This window comes from Ensifer sp. D2-11 (assembly GCF_054161295.1).
Genome location: NZ_CP096434.1, coordinates 1076458 through 1092403, shown reverse-complemented (window position 1 = coordinate 1092403; position 15946 = coordinate 1076458). Strand labels below are relative to the sequence as shown.

The window sequence follows — 15946 nt, the reverse complement described above, 5'->3', positions numbered from 1 at the left end:
CCTCAAGGTGCCATGGGCGTGGTCCAGTGCCCATGCGGAGATGCATATTGGCTTCGCCCCCGATTTCATCATCACGCTGGACGCCGAATACTGCCGTCAGTGCGGGAATGCCGAGTTCATAGCGCTGGTCTAGCACCAGTTCTACCAGGCCGTGCAGAGACGAATGCATTCGGCGCGCCCAAGTTTAGCAGGGTTCACCAGCCGGGCGGTCTTCACCGGGTAGAAGAGTTCGTTGGTGCTCTTCGTCGCTATCGCGCAGACGCGGGCGGCACTCGCCGATTGCCGATGTCGCCAACCGGCCGCCTGAGATCGCCAAGGCTCATATCGCTCATGCTTGCGGGACCTGTCAGCTCAAGATGGCGTGAAAATCATTCGCCGGCGCGCACTCGTTGCCGATAGCGCTCCCGATCCTCTTCTGTCGCTCCTGTTGAGAGGTCTTCACCCACTTGCAACCGCTGTGCGACCGCAAGCCACGGTCGACTGGGGTTCTCTTGGGTCCAGAGTATCTTTGCTCGCCGTTCTATCTCGCGATCGTCCACTATCGCCTCCATCGGACGTGGTGGCTTTAACACGGCGATGTGGCGGGAACGTGCCTTCATAGAACCATGGCCAATTCCAAAATATTCAGATCGTTGTGCAGGCTCTTGCTTGTTTTGATAGCCCGGAAATCGTTGCGGTATCAGTCGGGCAGAATTCGACCTCGTCATCAGGTAGTAGGGCATACGATCCGAAAGCCGGCAGGGCGAAAGATTTTGTTCCACCTCCTGTTCGAGGGAGCTGCAAGACCTTCATGAGGACGCGGCGACCAACGCCATCAACCATCGGCTGCGCGCCTCCAGTAGAGAAGGCAGAGAACCAGGCAAGATGGTGCTGGCATCCTCACTCCTGAAGCAGGCTGCCGAGGAAGTCGGCGGCGCTAGTACCAACTGCCGCGAACTGACGGGAGAAATGTGGAGGACTTGTCGGCGCCATTATCGCCCGTCACGATCCTCCAGCTGCCCGAAAATGCCAGGAGCTGAGCAAGGACAGGACGCCCAACGATCATTCGCCCGCAGCAGGGCCCGGAGACAGCGTGCTACTGGGTCGTCAGCAGAGATTGCCATCCGTGGCGGCGCGGCGGGCGGAGGTAAGACATGGCCATTGCTGATGGAGCCGCTTCAGGGGCAGGCGTCTCGTTCGCGCATTTTGAAGACGTGGTGTCCGGGTACGTGGTATGCCTTCCAGGCATTGGAACGTGCTCCACTCAGCGAGAATGATCGAACGATCCAAGGATGCAGCACTTCCTGCACCGATTGGGGGCACCGGGGTAACAATGTCGAGACGTTATAACGAACTTGCATCGTGCCCGATGACACGGCCATCCGGAGGTGGGGTTGGCGCCATGTTCACGGCTGTTCATAGCTATTTCAAGCAGCGCTCAATTGGACGCAAAGGCCAGTCAAATGAACTCGGAAGCGCGGAGCAACTTGCCGGGCACAGTCGGTCCCGGCTTCCGCCCTTTGGCCGGCGCTAATGCTAAGCCTCCTGCGGCTGCGCTGTTAACCGGTCACGTTGCGCGCGAACTGGCTTCGGCGCTGACGCGCCTGCGCCTGGTACGCTCATTTCACTTGCTATGACCCTGGCGGGCCGGCTGCTGCATGGCAGGCCACGGCCGGGCCATCACAGCGCGTAAGACGTCGCGGGGAGAGGCAGGTTGGCAGGGCAACTCGCGCTCATTGTCATGGACGGCGCGCCTATAGCGAAATCGAGGGCGGCAAGCGAGCTCTCCGCGGGTTAACATCTGATCTCGCCGGTGACGGAGTTGCGCGCATTGCGCGACGAGGACAGCACGTGGAGCGCTTCTCCTCCTGGCGGCTTTCAAGTTCTGTGGGCACGGCGCCGCCAGGGTCGCTCGAGGATGGGATAAATCTCCGCTCGAAGACCTCGCCCGAGGTGACGAGTGGGTGATCCACGCTGGGGCGGGGGGCACCAATCGTCACAAGGCGATGGCGCGCAAAGTACTCTAACGGCAGAAAGACATTGCATCTGAACTTGGCGTTGACCTCGAGCCAATCGTGGCGACGCAATGCGCACCGTCGCCGTCGAAGTTGCCGCAAGCTTTGGGGGATGATGTCTCCGTCGGGCAGATTGCCAAGCGCTCCGGCGTCAGCCGTCACAGCATGGTTGGGATCGCATTTGGAAATCGCGCGTTGTTCCCGTTGAAGCCGCGAGCTCGCAATTGCCGACCGCACGAGAGCAAGAGAGCTCCGCGGAAGGACAAGACTGCAATGCGCGAGCACAGGCCCGATTCCGTAATCATCCCTCCCCACAAGTACGACCTAGAGCGACTGCCACATGCCAAACGCCTCGTAGATTTGATTCGCGGCGAGTGCATTTGGCCCATCAATGACGGCAGCCCGTTCCTATTCTGTGCAGCCAAGGCTCCCGGGAAATACTGCCAACACCATCAATCCAGAGCAATAGCAAGCCAGCGCATTACGAAGAGGGGACAAGCATGAAGGGATCACGTTGGTTCGCGTTGCGCCCGGCTATCAGCGCATGGCGGCCGTCGACGAGCGCCTGCCGGAAAGCCGGCGCATGGAATCCATAATCGAGCGAAACTGCCGCAAGGATGGCTTCGACATCTTCATGCCGTCGTTCTACACCGAGTTGAGGCATCACCGGACGAAACAAATCCTCCAGAAGCGTTTCCCGTGCCTGGTCGGCTATGCCTTCGTGAACTTGCAGAGGTTGAATTTCGAGGAGCTCCGCCGCGTCGACGGTGTCGTGTGCTTCCTGCGCGGCGCCAACTATGGGCCGCTCGAGTTCCCCGATGGGACCATCGAGGCCCTGTACTTCGCCGAACACGAGCGCCGGCAGGCCTTCCTTTACGAGCAGCACTGCCGGAAGGAGAACGAGCGCCACGAGCAAATCCAGCATCTCCGCGGACAGCTCCGAAAGATCCTTCCGAAAGGCCGGAAAGCGCGCGTCTCCATGGTCCACCAGGCGGAGAGAGTTATAGATTCTCTAATCTTGCAGATAAAAGAGCGAGTGCAGAAAATTGTCAGTGAACTGAACGGTCTTACGCCTGACGTGGAGGTTGAAAAGCTGCGCAAAGCTGTATAGGTTTCCTCAAGTGATCTGTTGTGGCTGTTCAGTTGCGGACCTCTGTTGAGGGAACACCCGCCGGTCCACCGCCGAGATAGGCGGTAGAAGAAATGCGCCCGAAATTCTGGCAGCGCATACTCCCAACGGACAACTTGTTCAGAAAACCTCCGCCCTCTATAAAGATTGCATAAGCGCATTTGTCGGCGTGGGGGTTTAGACGCCGGCAATCGCGCATTGCTTTCGACTTGTGACCACGGATGTACTGGCACGAGTTTTGAGAGCGAAAAGACAGAGGCCGGGGCCAGTTCAGCTGCCCGGCCTTTTTGTTGCCTTTGCCCGGTACTGCTGCTGGAAAATGTCAGTTATTGGCCAGAAGGTACCGGGCAGGAGAGATCTCCCTCCTGGCAATTGAGGTACGCCTTAAGTGCCTTCGTTCTATCCGTCGTCAACTCGGTTCTGCAGGCGGCGACGAGCATAGGGTAAGCGCTACCGTCGGCGCTAGCTGATGTCTGGAATGCACACTCATTGTCGCGGAATGAAATCCACGATCTTTGGGCGGAGACAAGAAGCTCTTTGGTTTCGGCGTCATCGCCAATGCGAGCCTCGATCTCCTTGAACGTCGAATTCAGTTCCTTGTCAGCCATAGCGAGCGCCTCGCCGCCTTCGGCTGCAACGGCAACAGTTCCAAACGAGCTGACAAGCATCACGACGGCCGGGATCAATAAGGTGCGCATTGCAATCTCCTCGCGTTCGACAGTGTTGTACCAGCCACCGATGGTGACGGGGGCGAGAGGTTCGCGCGTCAGTTTAGTCAAATCAAGTGGCCAAATCTGTCCCCCTCCTGCTGGAGAGATGGATGCATCCGCACAAAAGCGGACGCGATCCGACCCCCGTATATCGGAAGCAATTCGGGAGTAGCCCCCTGATTGGGATCGCCGCCCGGTTGGATGCCGGGCAACAATTCGGCAGGCAGGGCAACTGGTAAGCCGCGTGGCTCCGGGACGAGCTGGTTCATCTTGGGGCGTCTGAGGAATAACCTCTGGTACATCCGGTGGCACCTCATACTGGACAAATGCCAAGATGCTCACCACGAGGGCGACCAGGATGCAGATGAGCACGAGGAAGGCAATGCCGGCTTTGTCCATGCATCATTAGCAGTTTCGAATGTGAGAAATTCGAGGCAATGCCTCACGAGATCGGGAAGGCGGGCACAGCAACTCCAGCCGGTTCGTGGCCAAGCGGGTAAGCGCGACCGAATGACCGCCGCCTATGCGGTAGGGTGTTCGCCTTTCCTTTCACGAGCCCGCCTTGCTCTGGGCGGATGCCACTGAATAGCCGACGTTTTGTGCCGACGGCCGGCTCATCCAGGGCTCACCGGGCAGTTATTGCTCAGTATGCACCGTGAACTTCGGAGCGTCTTCGCCGGCCCCTTCTGCAAGGAACTCAAGCAGCACCGAAATTAAGAACTCCGCGGCCTCTTTGTTCACCAAAAGGTCGATGGTGCCCAAGTCGGTCTCGAGATTGAGGCGCCCAATCAATGGCTCTGACGAAATTGTCTGGAATTCACTGTCTAACAAGCGGTTTTCTTCCAGCTCTGACATTTTCCCCTCCTGCTTAGAACGACACGATGCGCAGGAGTTCTGTTGATTGGCAACCAATCTAGTTTTGCGATGACCGCAAGGACCCCAAACATCTGTTCAAGCCGGGGCAGCAGACCGAGGCAACCGAGGATCAACCTAGCGCGCTGTAAGCTCCCGGGGCGTAAAGGGGAGGCACCGACCGCAGATCGGCACAACCAGCTTCGTGGCAATGCCTCACGAGATCGGGAAGAAGTGACATCTGTCCGCCCATGCTACGGCATGGCTTCCCCAGCATATTCGGGCGGCGGATCGCAGCCGAGCTTGGTGAAAACCTGCGAAAGAACGCCAAGCGAGTCGGTTAAAACGGCGGTGGAAATCCCACGTAGACCGCCACCACGCATCGATAGTGGCCGACTATGGTGCGCCCGGCACCAGATCAACGATGCCCGCGCCGCCTCTCGTAGAAGCGCACCGTTGCAGGCTACTCACAGCCCGGCCGCGATAATAGGTTGCGGGGCTTTCGCTTTACCCGGTCAGGAGATCATCCCGCGGGATGCGGTATCCGATGCTGTGCGTCGAGGACGTATCACTGCCTGGCCTCGACGCCGCAATCGAGGAATACGGGAAGCGGTCGGAGCAGGAGAAGGCCGAGGAGGTACTTGCGGCCTGGGCCACCGCAAAAGCGATTGAAGAGTGATGAAACTGAGAGGATGGTCAGAAAACCGAGAAGGCCGCCATGAGCAGTGCGGTCCAGAGCAAGGCTGACAGTTCAGCCGCTAGCAGAAACCCAAAAGCGGTGTCGCTCATATGATCCTCCTTGGGCAACCTCCATCGCCGCAAGGAAACTATAGGGGACTGCTGAAGATTCCGCCACCCTTTAAGTGTAGCCTGCACGTTTTAAGCATTCCCTTTCGAAATCACGTAAGCAGCCGATAGATCAGAACGCCGACAGAACCCCAGAAGCCAACCATTACCAGCGTCATCGCCAAAACGAAGATCTTAATCACGGCAAAGCTCCACAACCATTACGTCAACGCAGAACGCGGAACGCAGAACCTACAGCAGCATTGAAAGCTTGGGTATCGGACTATAGTCCGTTGTTCGTGGGGCGTTTGAGAACGTTCACGATTTCGTCACGCAGCTTCGAGGAAGACAGGATCGCGTCATTCGTCTCTTAAAGCGCGTCTTACCCCAGATAGCTTTCGCTCAGCCGTAAGCAACTTTTGTTGGAGCCAGTCCATGCGGCTATGACTTGGTCGCTCATGCGGGAAGTAAGCGCCGAGGATCTCCATGGGGCTTACCTCTAGCGATTGGCAGATCTTCACGAGCATCCCCGCCGACAGGCGGTTTATACCCTTCTCGTATTTCTGGATTTGCTGGAAGCTGACCCCAACTTTTTTTGCCAAGATTTGCTGACTTACGCCTAACACTTGGCGCGTAGATCGGAGCCGCGCTCCGATTTCACGGTCGATCGACTGCATGTCGTTGGCGGCTTCGTCGGTCGGCATGAACACCTCGCATTAGCAGGATGCCTGACGCTTTGCACGGGCGGCGCGAGCATTGCAAGGCAGCTCGAAATTGCCACGCCAGGTTCCGGCCCTATGAGACCGTGCGAGCTCTTGAGCATTGGCGTAGGCGCCATTGCTATACCGCGTCCAATCCACAGCATTGCCGCTCTCAACGAGCCAGCGATTGACGTCTCGGCCGTCGGCGCGGAAGCAGACTCCAACGAACCGCTTGTATCGATCGCGCTCAACGAACTCGCAGCGGGCAGGGCGGGACTCGGCAAGAAACCGAGCGAGTTCTTGGGCCGCCTCTCTTCCGCACCGATAGCTGCTGCCGTCGACATTCTCGCATTTCTGCCAGGTCTCCGGCGCATCGACACCGTGCAGGCGGATGCGCTCGCCTCGGATCTCGATCGTGTCGCCGTCAATCACCGTCGCGCGTCCACTGATCGGATCGGCCGCAAACGTGGAATGCGCGATTAGTAGAAGAGCCAAAGTGACGCCAATCGACCGATGCGGGTTCATCTAATTCTCAAGGTTGAGCCGTGGAACAGACGCCAAGGTTTGGAGTTTTGTTGGAACACGTCCGTGTCAAGGAGGAAGGTTTGTGCCATGTCGCCCGCAACTTCATCTGTCCAAGTCGTGGCTCCGGATGAGCACATTCTAACGGTCCAGGAGGCACTAGAGCCCTTGTACATGAAACTCGAGCAGGAGGCAGAGGCCAAGCTGCTGGAGGCGGCGGTGTCTGCAGGCTGGCCAGCCGAAGAAGCACTCGAAGCAATCGACGAACTAAAACGCCATGAGCTTGAGTCAATAGCCACCCAACACTAGAAGTTTCCCCTGAACAACGCAAAGCAGTGATGGCTACGTCACGAGGCTTGCGTGCACGTGTCAAATCCAGGTCAATGCCGCGGCTGTGCCTCATGCGCGGCGGCTGATGCTCAGAGCAGAACCAGTTCGGCTCCGCCCGGCCGAAGCCAGGCCGAAGCTGCCAATCTGGTGCAACCCGGGCTCGGCTTCTCAGTGAGACTTCGTGCCCTGTTCGTTACTCATCCAGATCGGCTCCTCGTCCCTCACAGCTATGCGCCTCGTTTGGGCGTCAAGGTTTTGCGCCCTCGCTCTACACCAAACTGCTCCTCGAACGCCTTTTCCAATTCTGATGGCATCAGGTGCCAACTTGCTTCAGCGGCTTGAAATAATATCGCGCCAGCAGGCGCGGCCGAGATTATCCGCACCATTTCCTTGCGCGCGATTTCTGTTTTTGCCGAACGCGGTCGCAGGCGGCCCTCCGCAGTTCGAGTTGGATCGCGTAGAGCGTCTGGGTAAGGAATGGCGTGATCGCTGGGCATCGCAGCACCTTCTCGAATATCGCGAAGGCCCCGAAAGTGCTCGGCAATTCCCTTGGCGAGTTCCTGGACGCCGCGCACCTCGACGGGACGGCGATCCTAGTTACGGGTCGAGGTTGGCGACGACCGCAGACCAACCCCCAGCGGGAAACCAAAAAAATGGGGATGCCTGGTCGGAAGCGTCCCGGAAGGGCCTCGGGGCGCTGCCACAACGTCGATCCTGTCCATGCGGTAGACAGGATCGACATGTCGCGGAGGAATCGGCGCTCAAATCATTGCCGACGGCGGTTAATCGCCGTCTGCTCATTGGTTCCCGAAAACTCAAGCTACTGTAAGTTGATGAAAGAGCGGCAGCACCCTGAAGCTAGAAAGGGCGCTGCCTGAAAAGTTCTGGAGAACGTCACGCTGATCTTCCATCAGCAGCCCGCCTTAGTTAGCGGTGCCCTCTAATCGCAGGCGTAGTGGATGGTTCCAAAGAAAACTACGCCGGCTGGCGCTTTCGAGGGGGCCGCATCTCAAAATGCGATCCATGCAAGGGCGAATAGTGCAATGACAATAAGAAGAATTAGGATGCCAGTGAGATTGAGCGAGTGCATTTCTTTCTTCTCTTTGCCGACTCTGTCATCTCCTCGGAAGGTCAACACGCCATCAGGAGCGAAGTTCCCGCCCTTGCCGACATCTGAACTGCCGCTAGCCTTCACACGGAGGAACGCGTGGCAGATAATTTGAAGAAGAAAGGCGGTGACCGGGTGACCGCGAGCTCGTTTCAGAACAGGCATATGAGGTCGCATCCCGCATGAAGACGGCGAAGGTGACACGGCAGAAAGCGCTCGAGGCGATCCGAGAACCGGGCCGCGCCGCGAAATGGCGATGGCATATCTCGGCAAGATAGAGGTGCTACCGGGCTCACCGACGGGCTCACTCCGCTTCGCCGAACTCGGAGCGCTTTAGAGTTCATGGGAGCGCTGTCTAACTAGATGCCGGCGCCCTGGTCAACGTTGGGGAACCACCACATGCCCTCGGCGCCACGCCAGCCGAGGAGCGGAATATCGCACTTGCGGTCGAAGCGGCCTACTGGTGCTTTCCTCATGCAGTCCTCCGCGGTCCGGAACTTGTGACCAGCGATTTGGATCGAACGTTCTCCTGGATAGGTGACGAAGCATGACAGGTAGGCCAGCGCCGTTAAGGCGCACGGGGTGTTCTTCGGCATACTGGTTCCCCCTCAAATTTCAGCAGGCTGATTTTACGTGAGGTGGGGAGAATTGGCGCTTAGTCTATCCGAGCTAGCTCGCGCGGACGACCCGGTGCAGCAGCGCCGAGGGGCAATTGGGCGTTGCCTTTTGCTGCCATGATGCCGTCCGGATAGGCCTCGCCTATGTCGGGTTCCAGGTCAATTTTGACCGGGTCTCATTGTCCGACACACCTCCATAGAAGGCATCTTCACGAACTCCCTTCGGTAGGCATTCGAAGCCAAATGACACCGGTCGCGAAACTACCTGAATGCAGAGGCGTTCTCGTCCTGTGCACGTCAGTGATCAGGAGACATTCAAATGGCCGACGACAGCAGCACTACGATACGAGCCACTTTCAAGACTCGAGAAGCAGCCGATCTCGCCGTCGAACATTTGGTTCAACAGCACGGCATATCGAGGCCCGACATCTTCATTCAGTCGGCGACAGACCGCAACACGGCCGGCTCGGAGCCTTCGGGTGGCGACGCTTCTCATGAACAGGGCGCTCGTAGCGATGCACCGCTCGAGGGCGACATCGAGGTCTCGGCGGATATTGCGTCCAGTCAGATTGCCGCCGTTCAACGCAGTCTGGACGATGCCGGCGCGATCCGGGTCTCCAGCCGCTAAGCAGCAACCGAACCGGTAGGAGGCTTCGCTTCTGGTGGATCGACGAAGGAGAAGGCGGCCGCGGGGCCGGGCCGCCGCTTCTCCACTTGCGCGGCCGGCGCTCCCATTTCGATGCCGCCGACGTGGGCTCCGTGAAGCCAAACTGGATCCGAAGTGGTTTACTTGTTCAACATGCCAAGGCCGCTTGCGAAACTTTGCGTGCCAAGACTATTGCGATGTCGGGGTCACTGGGCGCCTTAAGCGTCTCGAACCAATTGGGAATGCACCGTAACGGCGCCAGGCCGCTTGAAGCGAACGGGAGGTGGCCTTCCCGCGTTCTGGAACTATGGACGAAGAGCCGAATAACAACGCACCCGCCGCGCAACGTGTTGGCGCAACGACCGAGTTGCCGCACGATAGGGTGACGGTGGCCCGGTTTCGGGAAGCGTTCCCTCGCGCTCGCTGGAGCGACCGTCTGAATGCCTGGTTCGTACCCGGCCGCACAGCTCAAAAACGCATTAGCCGCTGGCTGGCCGAAATGGAAGCGGAAGCCGACGCGTTTGCCGACGAGAAGGGCAGGGACGCCTTCGCATTCGATCCGATCGAGAGCCGCTATCTCAAGGCAGCAACTGCGTCGTTCGAAATCCGTACACCCTATTCACGCACCGTCGTCAACGAGATCCGGGAAATCCCGCATGCACGCTGGGACGCCGATCGCCGGCTCTGGACCGTGCCTTACCGTTCGTTCGACGAGCTCCGCCGTCGGTGGCCAGCCATCGAGGTGGCCGCTGAGCGCAGTGAACCGGAGGCGAGGAAGGCGAGGCGTGAGGCAATAAGGGGAACCGAGGAAGACGACGCGCTCAAGGCAAGGACGAGAGAACGCCGCTGCAAGCGATATCCGGTTCCCGCCGACGACCGCCCCCCGCTCACGCGTGCGATCGGCACGCATGTCGGGGTTGTCTTCTTCATTGGCACGGACGGCGAACTGGTGGACCCGGCAACGATGAGCGCGTTCTATTTTCCCATGAAGGAGGGAGGAGAATATGTCTGGGCGTCATGGCGACCGGGAGCGCTTGAGGAATTGGTAACAACCTGGCCGGCACGAACGCCACCGGGAGATGACGAACTCGACCGGGGCTGGTGGATACCGACGCTGGAGGAGCTGCGAAACGCGCGACGTGACGCCAAATCCAGGCGGCGCGCCAAGCAGCGCCGGGAAGGAGAGGGTTGATCCGGTGAGCCCACAGCAGACGACCCTTAAGGAATTTCAATTCTTGTCGCCGCTTGAGCCACGCGAAATGGTCGGACTATGGAGGGGGCGAGGCATCCCGACAGGGCATCCGCTCGACGGCGTTTTGGAAAACCTCGGATGGTTCGGCAAGCGGTTTAACGCAGACATGCGCGCGGATGCGCTGCTGTTTTGGTCGGGCAAGCGGCGGTTGATCGCTATCGATCCCGGAATAGTACCGCTTCGCCTGGCGCTTCGCTTCCAGAAGGTCGGCAGGATGCGCATAGCGCGAAATCTATTCTCGCATCTTCAACGCGGACTTCGCGCGAAAGGGCCTGTTGCCTCCCTGAGAACGATGCCGTTTAGCGGCGTCGCGAGCGCGGCGATGCTCTACGACGATCAACCAGTTATCGATTATTTTCGCCGAATCGATCAACACAGGATCATGGGAGCGATGACGATCAGGGGCGACGAGCGTATCTACTTCTTCGAACTTAAGCGGGTGGATGAAGCTTGAGCCTGATAGCCCGCGGGGCGGTACACCAAACTGTTGGACGTTCCGACGCTGGTTAGCTCGTAGTTTTTGACGCAACGACCACGTAGATGGCATCTCCAATCGTAACAACGGCCTCAGCCGCCTCATCTGAGATTTCGATATTGAACTCGTCCTCAATCATCATGACAATTTGCGCGACTTCGAGAGAGTCGGCGCCGAGATCGTCGACTATGGAGGCGCTGTCCACAGCGTGGGCAGGGTCGACGCCCAACTGCTCGATGATGATTGCCCTTACACGGTTAGCGACGCCGGAACCTGAGTCTTCCATCGGTGTCCCCTCCTGGAGCGAGCCACTTGTCTCCCAGCCGTCACTGCTCAGGAGATTGTGACGATGCCGTCAACATAGCCGCCGCCATTCGCTGTTCCAAGGTTGAGGGCGACCCGGATCCGACGTTGAGCACGAGGACCTTGATGCGGATGAGACTGTGCAGGAAAAGTCCGCAATGCGGCCCGAACAATCGTGGAGGGCGACGCTCAAGCGCGCTGGGAAGCTCGTTTCAGCAGCAGGGGAGCTCTCGGCACCATGGCAGACGTACTTGAACTGTCAGCCCTCCGAAGTGATCTCAAGGAACAACTAATATCCAAGAGCGTTGGGCCACCACAAGGAGGAACCACGATGGCCAATCCAAATCTGCATCAATCGCATGACCTCATTGCCAGCGACATGGTGGTGGGAACCACTGTTTATGACATGAACGGCAATCAGATAGGGTCAATAGAGAGGATCATCCTGGAAAAGCGCGGCGGCCGCGTCGCCTATGCGGTGATGAGCTTCGGCGGCTTTCTGGGAGTTGGGCATGAACATTATCCGCTCCCTTGGGAAATGCTCGACTACAATACGGATCTTGGCGGCTTCCAAGTGAACATCACAAAAGAACAGGTTGAAGGAGCTCCACGATATCCCGCAGACCGGGAGTTCGACTGGGGTCCTGAAAGCGGTCGTCAAGTCTACGACTACTATGGAATTCCGCCCTACTGGGTGTGAATTCGCAAAGCCTCACGGGCCGGGCCTCCAGGGCGTGTTGGGGCTAATGCCGCTTCGCTGCCGTCGTCGAGCAGGAAGGGCGGTCGAGGCTCGCGCCGGCGAATTAGAGCGGTATGTATTTAAGCCCGTTCATATCCCGCCTCTTTGAAGTAGGCTGCGCATTCCTGTGGGGTGACGGCTTGGAGAATGTGGCGCAGTTCGTCATGGATTGCGTCGCGTGATCTGGCCTGTGCCTCACGCAACCAGTGCTTGATTTTGGCGAAGAGCTTTTCGATCGGATTGAGATCGGGGGAATATTTCGGCAGAAAGAACAGGCGGGCGCCGGCCTTACGGATGGCGGCGCGGATCTCCTGACCCTTATGGGAGCCGAGATTGTCCAGGATGACGATGTCGCCGGCTTTGAGTTCCGGCACCAGAACTTGCTGGACATAGATGCGGAAGCGTTCGCCATTGATCGGGCCATCGAGGATAAAGGGAGCGCTGACGCGGTCGGCCCTGAGTGCGGCGACAAAGGTCATGGTGTTCCAATGGCCGAAGGGGGCGTAGCCCACCAGTCGTTCGCCGCGAGGCGCCCAGCCCCGCAGCGGCGCCATGTTCGTCTTCGTCCAGGTCTCATCGATGAAAACGAGGCGGGCGGGATCAATTCCGGGGCAGTGCTTCAGCCATCGTGCCCGGTGGCGGGCGACGTCGGGCCGCTCCCGTTCGCTGGCGACCAGCGTCTTTTTTTATAACTCAACCCCTCTTCGTGCACGAAGGTCCAGACGGCGCGATAATCCACCTTCAGGCCGCGCTCGCTCAACTCGGCGACAAGTCCGTGCAGCGTGAAGTCGCGCTCGCGGCAGCGGCAAAGCAGCCAAGCCCGGTGCGGACCGGAAAGCTTGCGGGGCTTGTGCCCACCCATCTGGCCGGGTGCGGCGCTGCCCGTCTCGCGAAACCGCCGCACCCAATCGATCGCGGTGCTGATGCCGATGCCGAAGCGCTTGGCCGCTGCCCGGCACGATAGGCCCTCGCCCGTCACCGCATCGACAACGCGTTCCCGAAGATCATTCGAAAAAGGTCTCGCCATAAAGGCCGGCCTCCTTCACCGGCCTGAATGGTGAATCTGATTTGCGCAGAAAAAGGAATCCCCTTTCCGAATCCGCCTAAATGCATCCCGCTCTAGAAGGGGCTGCCAGTGAGCGATATCTGTTGGCAGCGCGGACATTTCCTCTCCAGGGGGCATGATGAGACCAGTTACGATTAGGTGCCGTGTCGGTACGTATTCTGAACGGCTCACTATGCTTGAAACACCAAAAAAGATGCGCGCCAACACCCGAGATGGATGTACTTTTGGCTAATGCCGGCTCAAAGTTGCGGCGACCCGCTTTAAGCCTTTACTGCACGGCGCTGCCCCGGTGAGTTGCGCGCTCAGCCGCGCGAAGTCGTCCAGACGCCCACCAGAGTCACCGCCAACCCTATGAACATAGCCGCAGTTAATGGCTCGGAAAACAGCGCCCAAGCCCACAGCATGGTGACAGGCGGACTAAGGTAGATCGCAGCGCTGACCTGAGCCACCGGGAAGAGGCGCAGGCTCGTGTAATAGATCGAATAGGCGGCAAAGGTTGCGATCAGCACCAGCCACACCATTCCCACGGCGAAAGCGGCCGTAAGGGGTGGCGCGAGATCGCCTTGCATCATGGCGCACAGCCCGAACAGCACCGAACCGGTCAGGGTGTGGATGCAAAGGCTTTGGTGCACGGGCATGTGCTGCGTCCGCCGCCGCTTGTGCAGAACCGAGGCAAGCGCAAAAACCAGCATCGAGCTGACCGTCACCCCGTAGGCCCACAAGGGGGCCGCACCGAAACTGAGGCTGTCGAACGAGACGATCAGCACGCCGAGAACCGCAATCGCCGTCCCAACCCATTGTCGCGCGCTCAGGCGTTCACCCAAAACGGGTTGCGACAGGGCGGCAATCGCCAACGGTAAGAGGTCGGAGATGAGGGCGACCAGCCCCGTCGGCACCCGCTGCTCGATAGCAAGTGCAAAGCCACCCAGATACAAAAATACCGACATCACACCGAACAGCATCTGCTCCGCAATCCCGCGCATCCGCAACCGCGGACCGATGGTCAGTGCGAAGGGCAGCAGGATCACTCCCGACAGAAGAGTGCGCCAGAACAGGACCAGCATGACGCCTGCCTCTTCGCTGGCATAGCGAATGCCGACGAAACCGGAACTCCAGCCGACCACCAGGAGCGTGGCCATCATAGGCCAAAGGAAACGGTGATGTTTTGGAGCGGACAGCGAGATGGGCTGGTGGGTCATCGCGTTCTCAGGTCATGTGGTTTGCCACTCAGCCATAGGCAACGGAGGTTCGGTTTGCACATGACAAATTGCGATCACCGCATGACAATTCGGCCGAAATGCTAATGTGTTCTTGTCAAATAGCAGCTTAAGCCGCATCGTCGTCGCAACGTTCATGACTGGGACCGCAATGAAAGAGTTCAACGGCCGACGTTTGGAAATCGATGCACTGCGCGCCTTGTGGGCGATCCGCCACCACGGTGGGATTACCCGCGCGGCCGAGGCCCTGGGCTTGTCGCAGTCTGCCGTCAGCCACAAGATCAAACGGCTCGAGACGAGCCTCGATTGTGACCTGCTCGGCCGGAAGCCGGGTGGAGCCATGTTCACGGCAGCCGGAGAGGATCTGCTGGATTATGCCGGGAAAATCCTCGGCTTGCATGACGAAGCGCTTCTGAGCTTATCGAAAGCGTCACTTGAAGGACGCATCGCGCTTGGCTTGACCGAAGACACGGCGTGCAGCGACCTCGCGCGGATACTAGGGAGATTTCGCCGCCTGCATCCGAATGTCGCTGTCCGTACCAAAGTCCGCATGAGTCTAGTCCTGCGGGCGATGCTGGAGCGGGGGGAGCTAGACGCCGCGATCCTGCAGGTTTTCGCCCATGAAGTCCGGCCGACCGACGTCGTCCTGTTCCGGGAGGAGCTTCATTGGGTCAAGCACCCGGAGCTGTCACTGCCGCAGCAAGGGCCGATTCCCTTTCTGTCCTTCGACGACGAATGTTTCTATCGGAGATGGGCGCTCGACATAGGACAGGACGGTGGAATCGTTCTTGAAACGGTATACGAATGTGCGAGCGCTGCCGGTATTGTTGCCGCGGTCACTTCGGCCATGGGTGTAGCACTTCTGAGCGGGCGCCATCTGCGGCCCGAGATGCAGATCGTCACCGAACGCTTGCCTGCGCCGCCTGCCTTGGCATATGTCGCGCGGCGCGCCCGAAAGGTGAGAAATTCCGCGCTGGATACGCTGGTCGCTGAAATCGAAAACGACATCAATCGATACGGAGGGCTCGTTCTGGCGAGTTGACTTTCTGGCCTAGGAAAACCGGGTTCGTTTGCGAAGGATTTGCCGCAGAATGAAGCAGCAGCAAATCGCCTGTAATGCCATTGTTGCCCGAGATGGTGGTGACACAGCCCTTGGCAGTCACCCAAACGGTTAAAGGGTGCGGCCAGTGATCGGGTGTATCCGATCGGAGAGGCTGCGAAAGAAGCGGATCGGCCCTGAATTGTTCGACATCCCGGTCACTGCCTACTCTGCGGATCACCAGCGTGACGAAGGCGGCCAGCAGGTGGCGTCAGCCGAAGAGGCCGCAAGGGCCCCAAGCGCCCAAGCGCGCCATTGCGACAGCTGTGGATGAAGGTTCTGGGGCTCGTCAAGCTGCCTTCTGATCGCGGTTCGTTGATGTCTTATTTCGCGACAGTCAAAATCCTGCGTGCGCTTCGGAAGGCCATAAGTCGGGGGAGGGCGCCCAGCAAATCAGGAC

17 protein-coding genes and 3 pseudogenes are annotated in these 15946 nt (G+C 59.0%); 11 read left to right on the top strand and 9 right to left on the bottom strand.

The window, feature by feature from the left end; genetic code table 11:
- The first annotated feature begins 40 nt into the window (after positions 1 to 40).
- From M1D34_RS22195 to M1D34_RS22185, 3 genes are all read left to right on the top strand, one after another.
- Positions 41 to 133, top strand: a complete 93-nt coding sequence (locus M1D34_RS22195) for a putative metallopeptidase (protein ID WP_498784335.1) — start codon at positions 41 to 43, stop codon at positions 131 to 133.
- Between the two features lie 2026 nt (positions 134 to 2159).
- Positions 2160 to 2498: a GcrA family cell cycle regulator gene (locus M1D34_RS22190; RefSeq protein ID WP_498784333.1), complete on the top strand. Its 339-nt coding sequence runs from the start codon at positions 2160 to 2162 to the stop codon at positions 2496 to 2498.
- 40 nt (positions 2499 to 2538) lie between these two features.
- Positions 2539 to 3105 carry a transcription termination/antitermination NusG family protein gene (locus M1D34_RS22185; RefSeq protein WP_498782080.1) on the top strand — a complete coding sequence of 189 codons (567 nt, stop codon included), beginning with the start codon at positions 2539 to 2541 and terminating at the stop codon, positions 3103 to 3105.
- A gap of 344 nt (positions 3106 to 3449) precedes the next feature.
- Here M1D34_RS22185 and M1D34_RS22180 read toward each other — a convergent pair whose 3' ends face one another.
- The gene (locus M1D34_RS22180; protein ID WP_498784332.1) at positions 3450 to 3821 is read right to left on the bottom strand and encodes a lysozyme inhibitor LprI family protein; all 372 of its coding nucleotides are present in this window, start codon (positions 3819 to 3821) and stop codon (positions 3450 to 3452) included.
- Positions 3822 to 4469: 648 nt separating this feature from the next.
- Positions 4470 to 4688, bottom strand: coding sequence for a hypothetical protein (locus M1D34_RS22175; RefSeq protein WP_012061769.1), 219 nt, complete (start codon positions 4686 to 4688; stop codon positions 4470 to 4472).
- Between the two features lie 532 nt (positions 4689 to 5220).
- Between M1D34_RS22175 and M1D34_RS22170 the strand changes: the two genes are divergently transcribed.
- On the top strand, positions 5221 to 5364 hold the full coding sequence (locus M1D34_RS22170) for a hypothetical protein (protein WP_498782077.1): 144 nt from the start codon (positions 5221 to 5223) through the stop codon (positions 5362 to 5364).
- Between the two features lie 466 nt (positions 5365 to 5830).
- Here the strand turns inward: M1D34_RS22170 and M1D34_RS22165 are convergent, their stop codons facing one another.
- Together M1D34_RS22165 and M1D34_RS22160 are read right to left on the bottom strand one after the other, a co-directional pair.
- Positions 5831 to 6175 (bottom strand): helix-turn-helix domain-containing protein, encoded by a 345-nt coding sequence (locus tag M1D34_RS22165; RefSeq protein WP_498782075.1) that lies wholly within the window; start codon positions 6173 to 6175, stop codon positions 5831 to 5833.
- A 12-nt stretch (positions 6176 to 6187) separates the two neighbouring features.
- Positions 6188 to 6697: a thermonuclease family protein gene (locus M1D34_RS22160; protein WP_498782073.1), complete on the bottom strand. Its 510-nt coding sequence runs from the start codon at positions 6695 to 6697 to the stop codon at positions 6188 to 6190.
- 87 nt (positions 6698 to 6784) lie between these two features.
- On the opposite strand from M1D34_RS22160, the gene M1D34_RS22155 reads away from it, so the two are divergent.
- Positions 6785 to 7003 carry a hypothetical protein gene (locus M1D34_RS22155; RefSeq protein ID WP_498782071.1) on the top strand — a complete coding sequence of 73 codons (219 nt, stop codon included), beginning with the start codon at positions 6785 to 6787 and terminating at the stop codon, positions 7001 to 7003.
- 337 nt (positions 7004 to 7340) lie between these two features.
- On the opposite strand, the pseudogene M1D34_RS22150 reads toward M1D34_RS22155, so the two are convergent.
- Positions 7341 to 7614: pseudogene (locus M1D34_RS22150) on the bottom strand (hypothetical protein); the annotation flags it as partial.
- A 617-nt stretch (positions 7615 to 8231) separates the two neighbouring features.
- Here M1D34_RS22150 and M1D34_RS22145 point away from each other — a divergent pair.
- From M1D34_RS22145 to M1D34_RS22130, 4 genes and pseudogenes are all read left to right on the top strand, one after another.
- Positions 8232 to 8400, top strand: a pseudogene (locus tag M1D34_RS22145) (DUF3606 domain-containing protein); the annotation flags it as partial.
- Between the two features lie 668 nt (positions 8401 to 9068).
- Positions 9069 to 9377 (top strand): hypothetical protein, encoded by a 309-nt coding sequence (locus M1D34_RS22140; protein ID WP_498782069.1) that lies wholly within the window; start codon positions 9069 to 9071, stop codon positions 9375 to 9377.
- Positions 9378 to 9702: 325 nt separating this feature from the next.
- On the top strand, positions 9703 to 10587 hold the full coding sequence (locus M1D34_RS22135) for a hypothetical protein (RefSeq protein ID WP_498782067.1): 885 nt from the start codon (positions 9703 to 9705) through the stop codon (positions 10585 to 10587).
- Entirely contained in the window at positions 10475 to 11101 is a 627-nt protein-coding gene (locus M1D34_RS22130; RefSeq protein WP_498782065.1) for a DUF4334 domain-containing protein, read from the top strand. The genes M1D34_RS22135 and M1D34_RS22130 overlap by 113 nt, the downstream gene beginning before the upstream one ends.
- A 52-nt stretch (positions 11102 to 11153) precedes the next feature.
- On the opposite strand, the gene acpP is transcribed toward M1D34_RS22130, so the two are convergent.
- Positions 11154 to 11408: an acyl carrier protein gene (acpP, locus tag M1D34_RS22125; protein WP_498782063.1), complete on the bottom strand. Its 255-nt coding sequence runs from the start codon at positions 11406 to 11408 to the stop codon at positions 11154 to 11156.
- A gap of 348 nt (positions 11409 to 11756) precedes the next feature.
- Here acpP and M1D34_RS22120 point away from each other — a divergent pair, with 348 nt between their 5' ends.
- Complete coding sequence (locus M1D34_RS22120; RefSeq protein ID WP_498782061.1) at positions 11757 to 12125, top strand: PRC-barrel domain-containing protein; 369 nt, start codon at positions 11757 to 11759, stop codon at positions 12123 to 12125.
- A gap of 119 nt (positions 12126 to 12244) precedes the next feature.
- On the opposite strand, the gene M1D34_RS22115 is transcribed toward M1D34_RS22120, so the two are convergent.
- Positions 12245 to 13191 (bottom strand): IS630-like element ISRm2011-2 family transposase gene (locus M1D34_RS22115; protein ID WP_011970797.1). Its coding sequence is split into 2 segments (ribosomal slippage): positions 12245 to 12852 and positions 12852 to 13191, totalling 948 coding nucleotides; the frame shifts between segments, so codons are not numbered across the junction.
- A 341-nt stretch (positions 13192 to 13532) separates the two neighbouring features.
- Positions 13533 to 14429, bottom strand: a complete 897-nt coding sequence (locus M1D34_RS22110) for a DMT family transporter (protein ID WP_498782059.1) — start codon at positions 14427 to 14429, stop codon at positions 13533 to 13535.
- Positions 14430 to 14598: 169 nt separating this feature from the next.
- Here M1D34_RS22110 and M1D34_RS22105 point away from each other — a divergent pair, with 169 nt between their 5' ends.
- Entirely contained in the window at positions 14599 to 15489 is an 891-nt protein-coding gene (locus tag M1D34_RS22105; protein ID WP_498782057.1) for a LysR family transcriptional regulator, read from the top strand.
- Positions 15490 to 15618: 129 nt separating this feature from the next.
- Here M1D34_RS22105 and M1D34_RS22100 read toward each other — a convergent pair.
- Positions 15619 to 15858, bottom strand: a pseudogene (locus tag M1D34_RS22100) (capsular polysaccharide export protein, LipB/KpsS family); the annotation flags it as partial.
- Positions 15859 to 15946 lie beyond the last annotated feature (88 nt).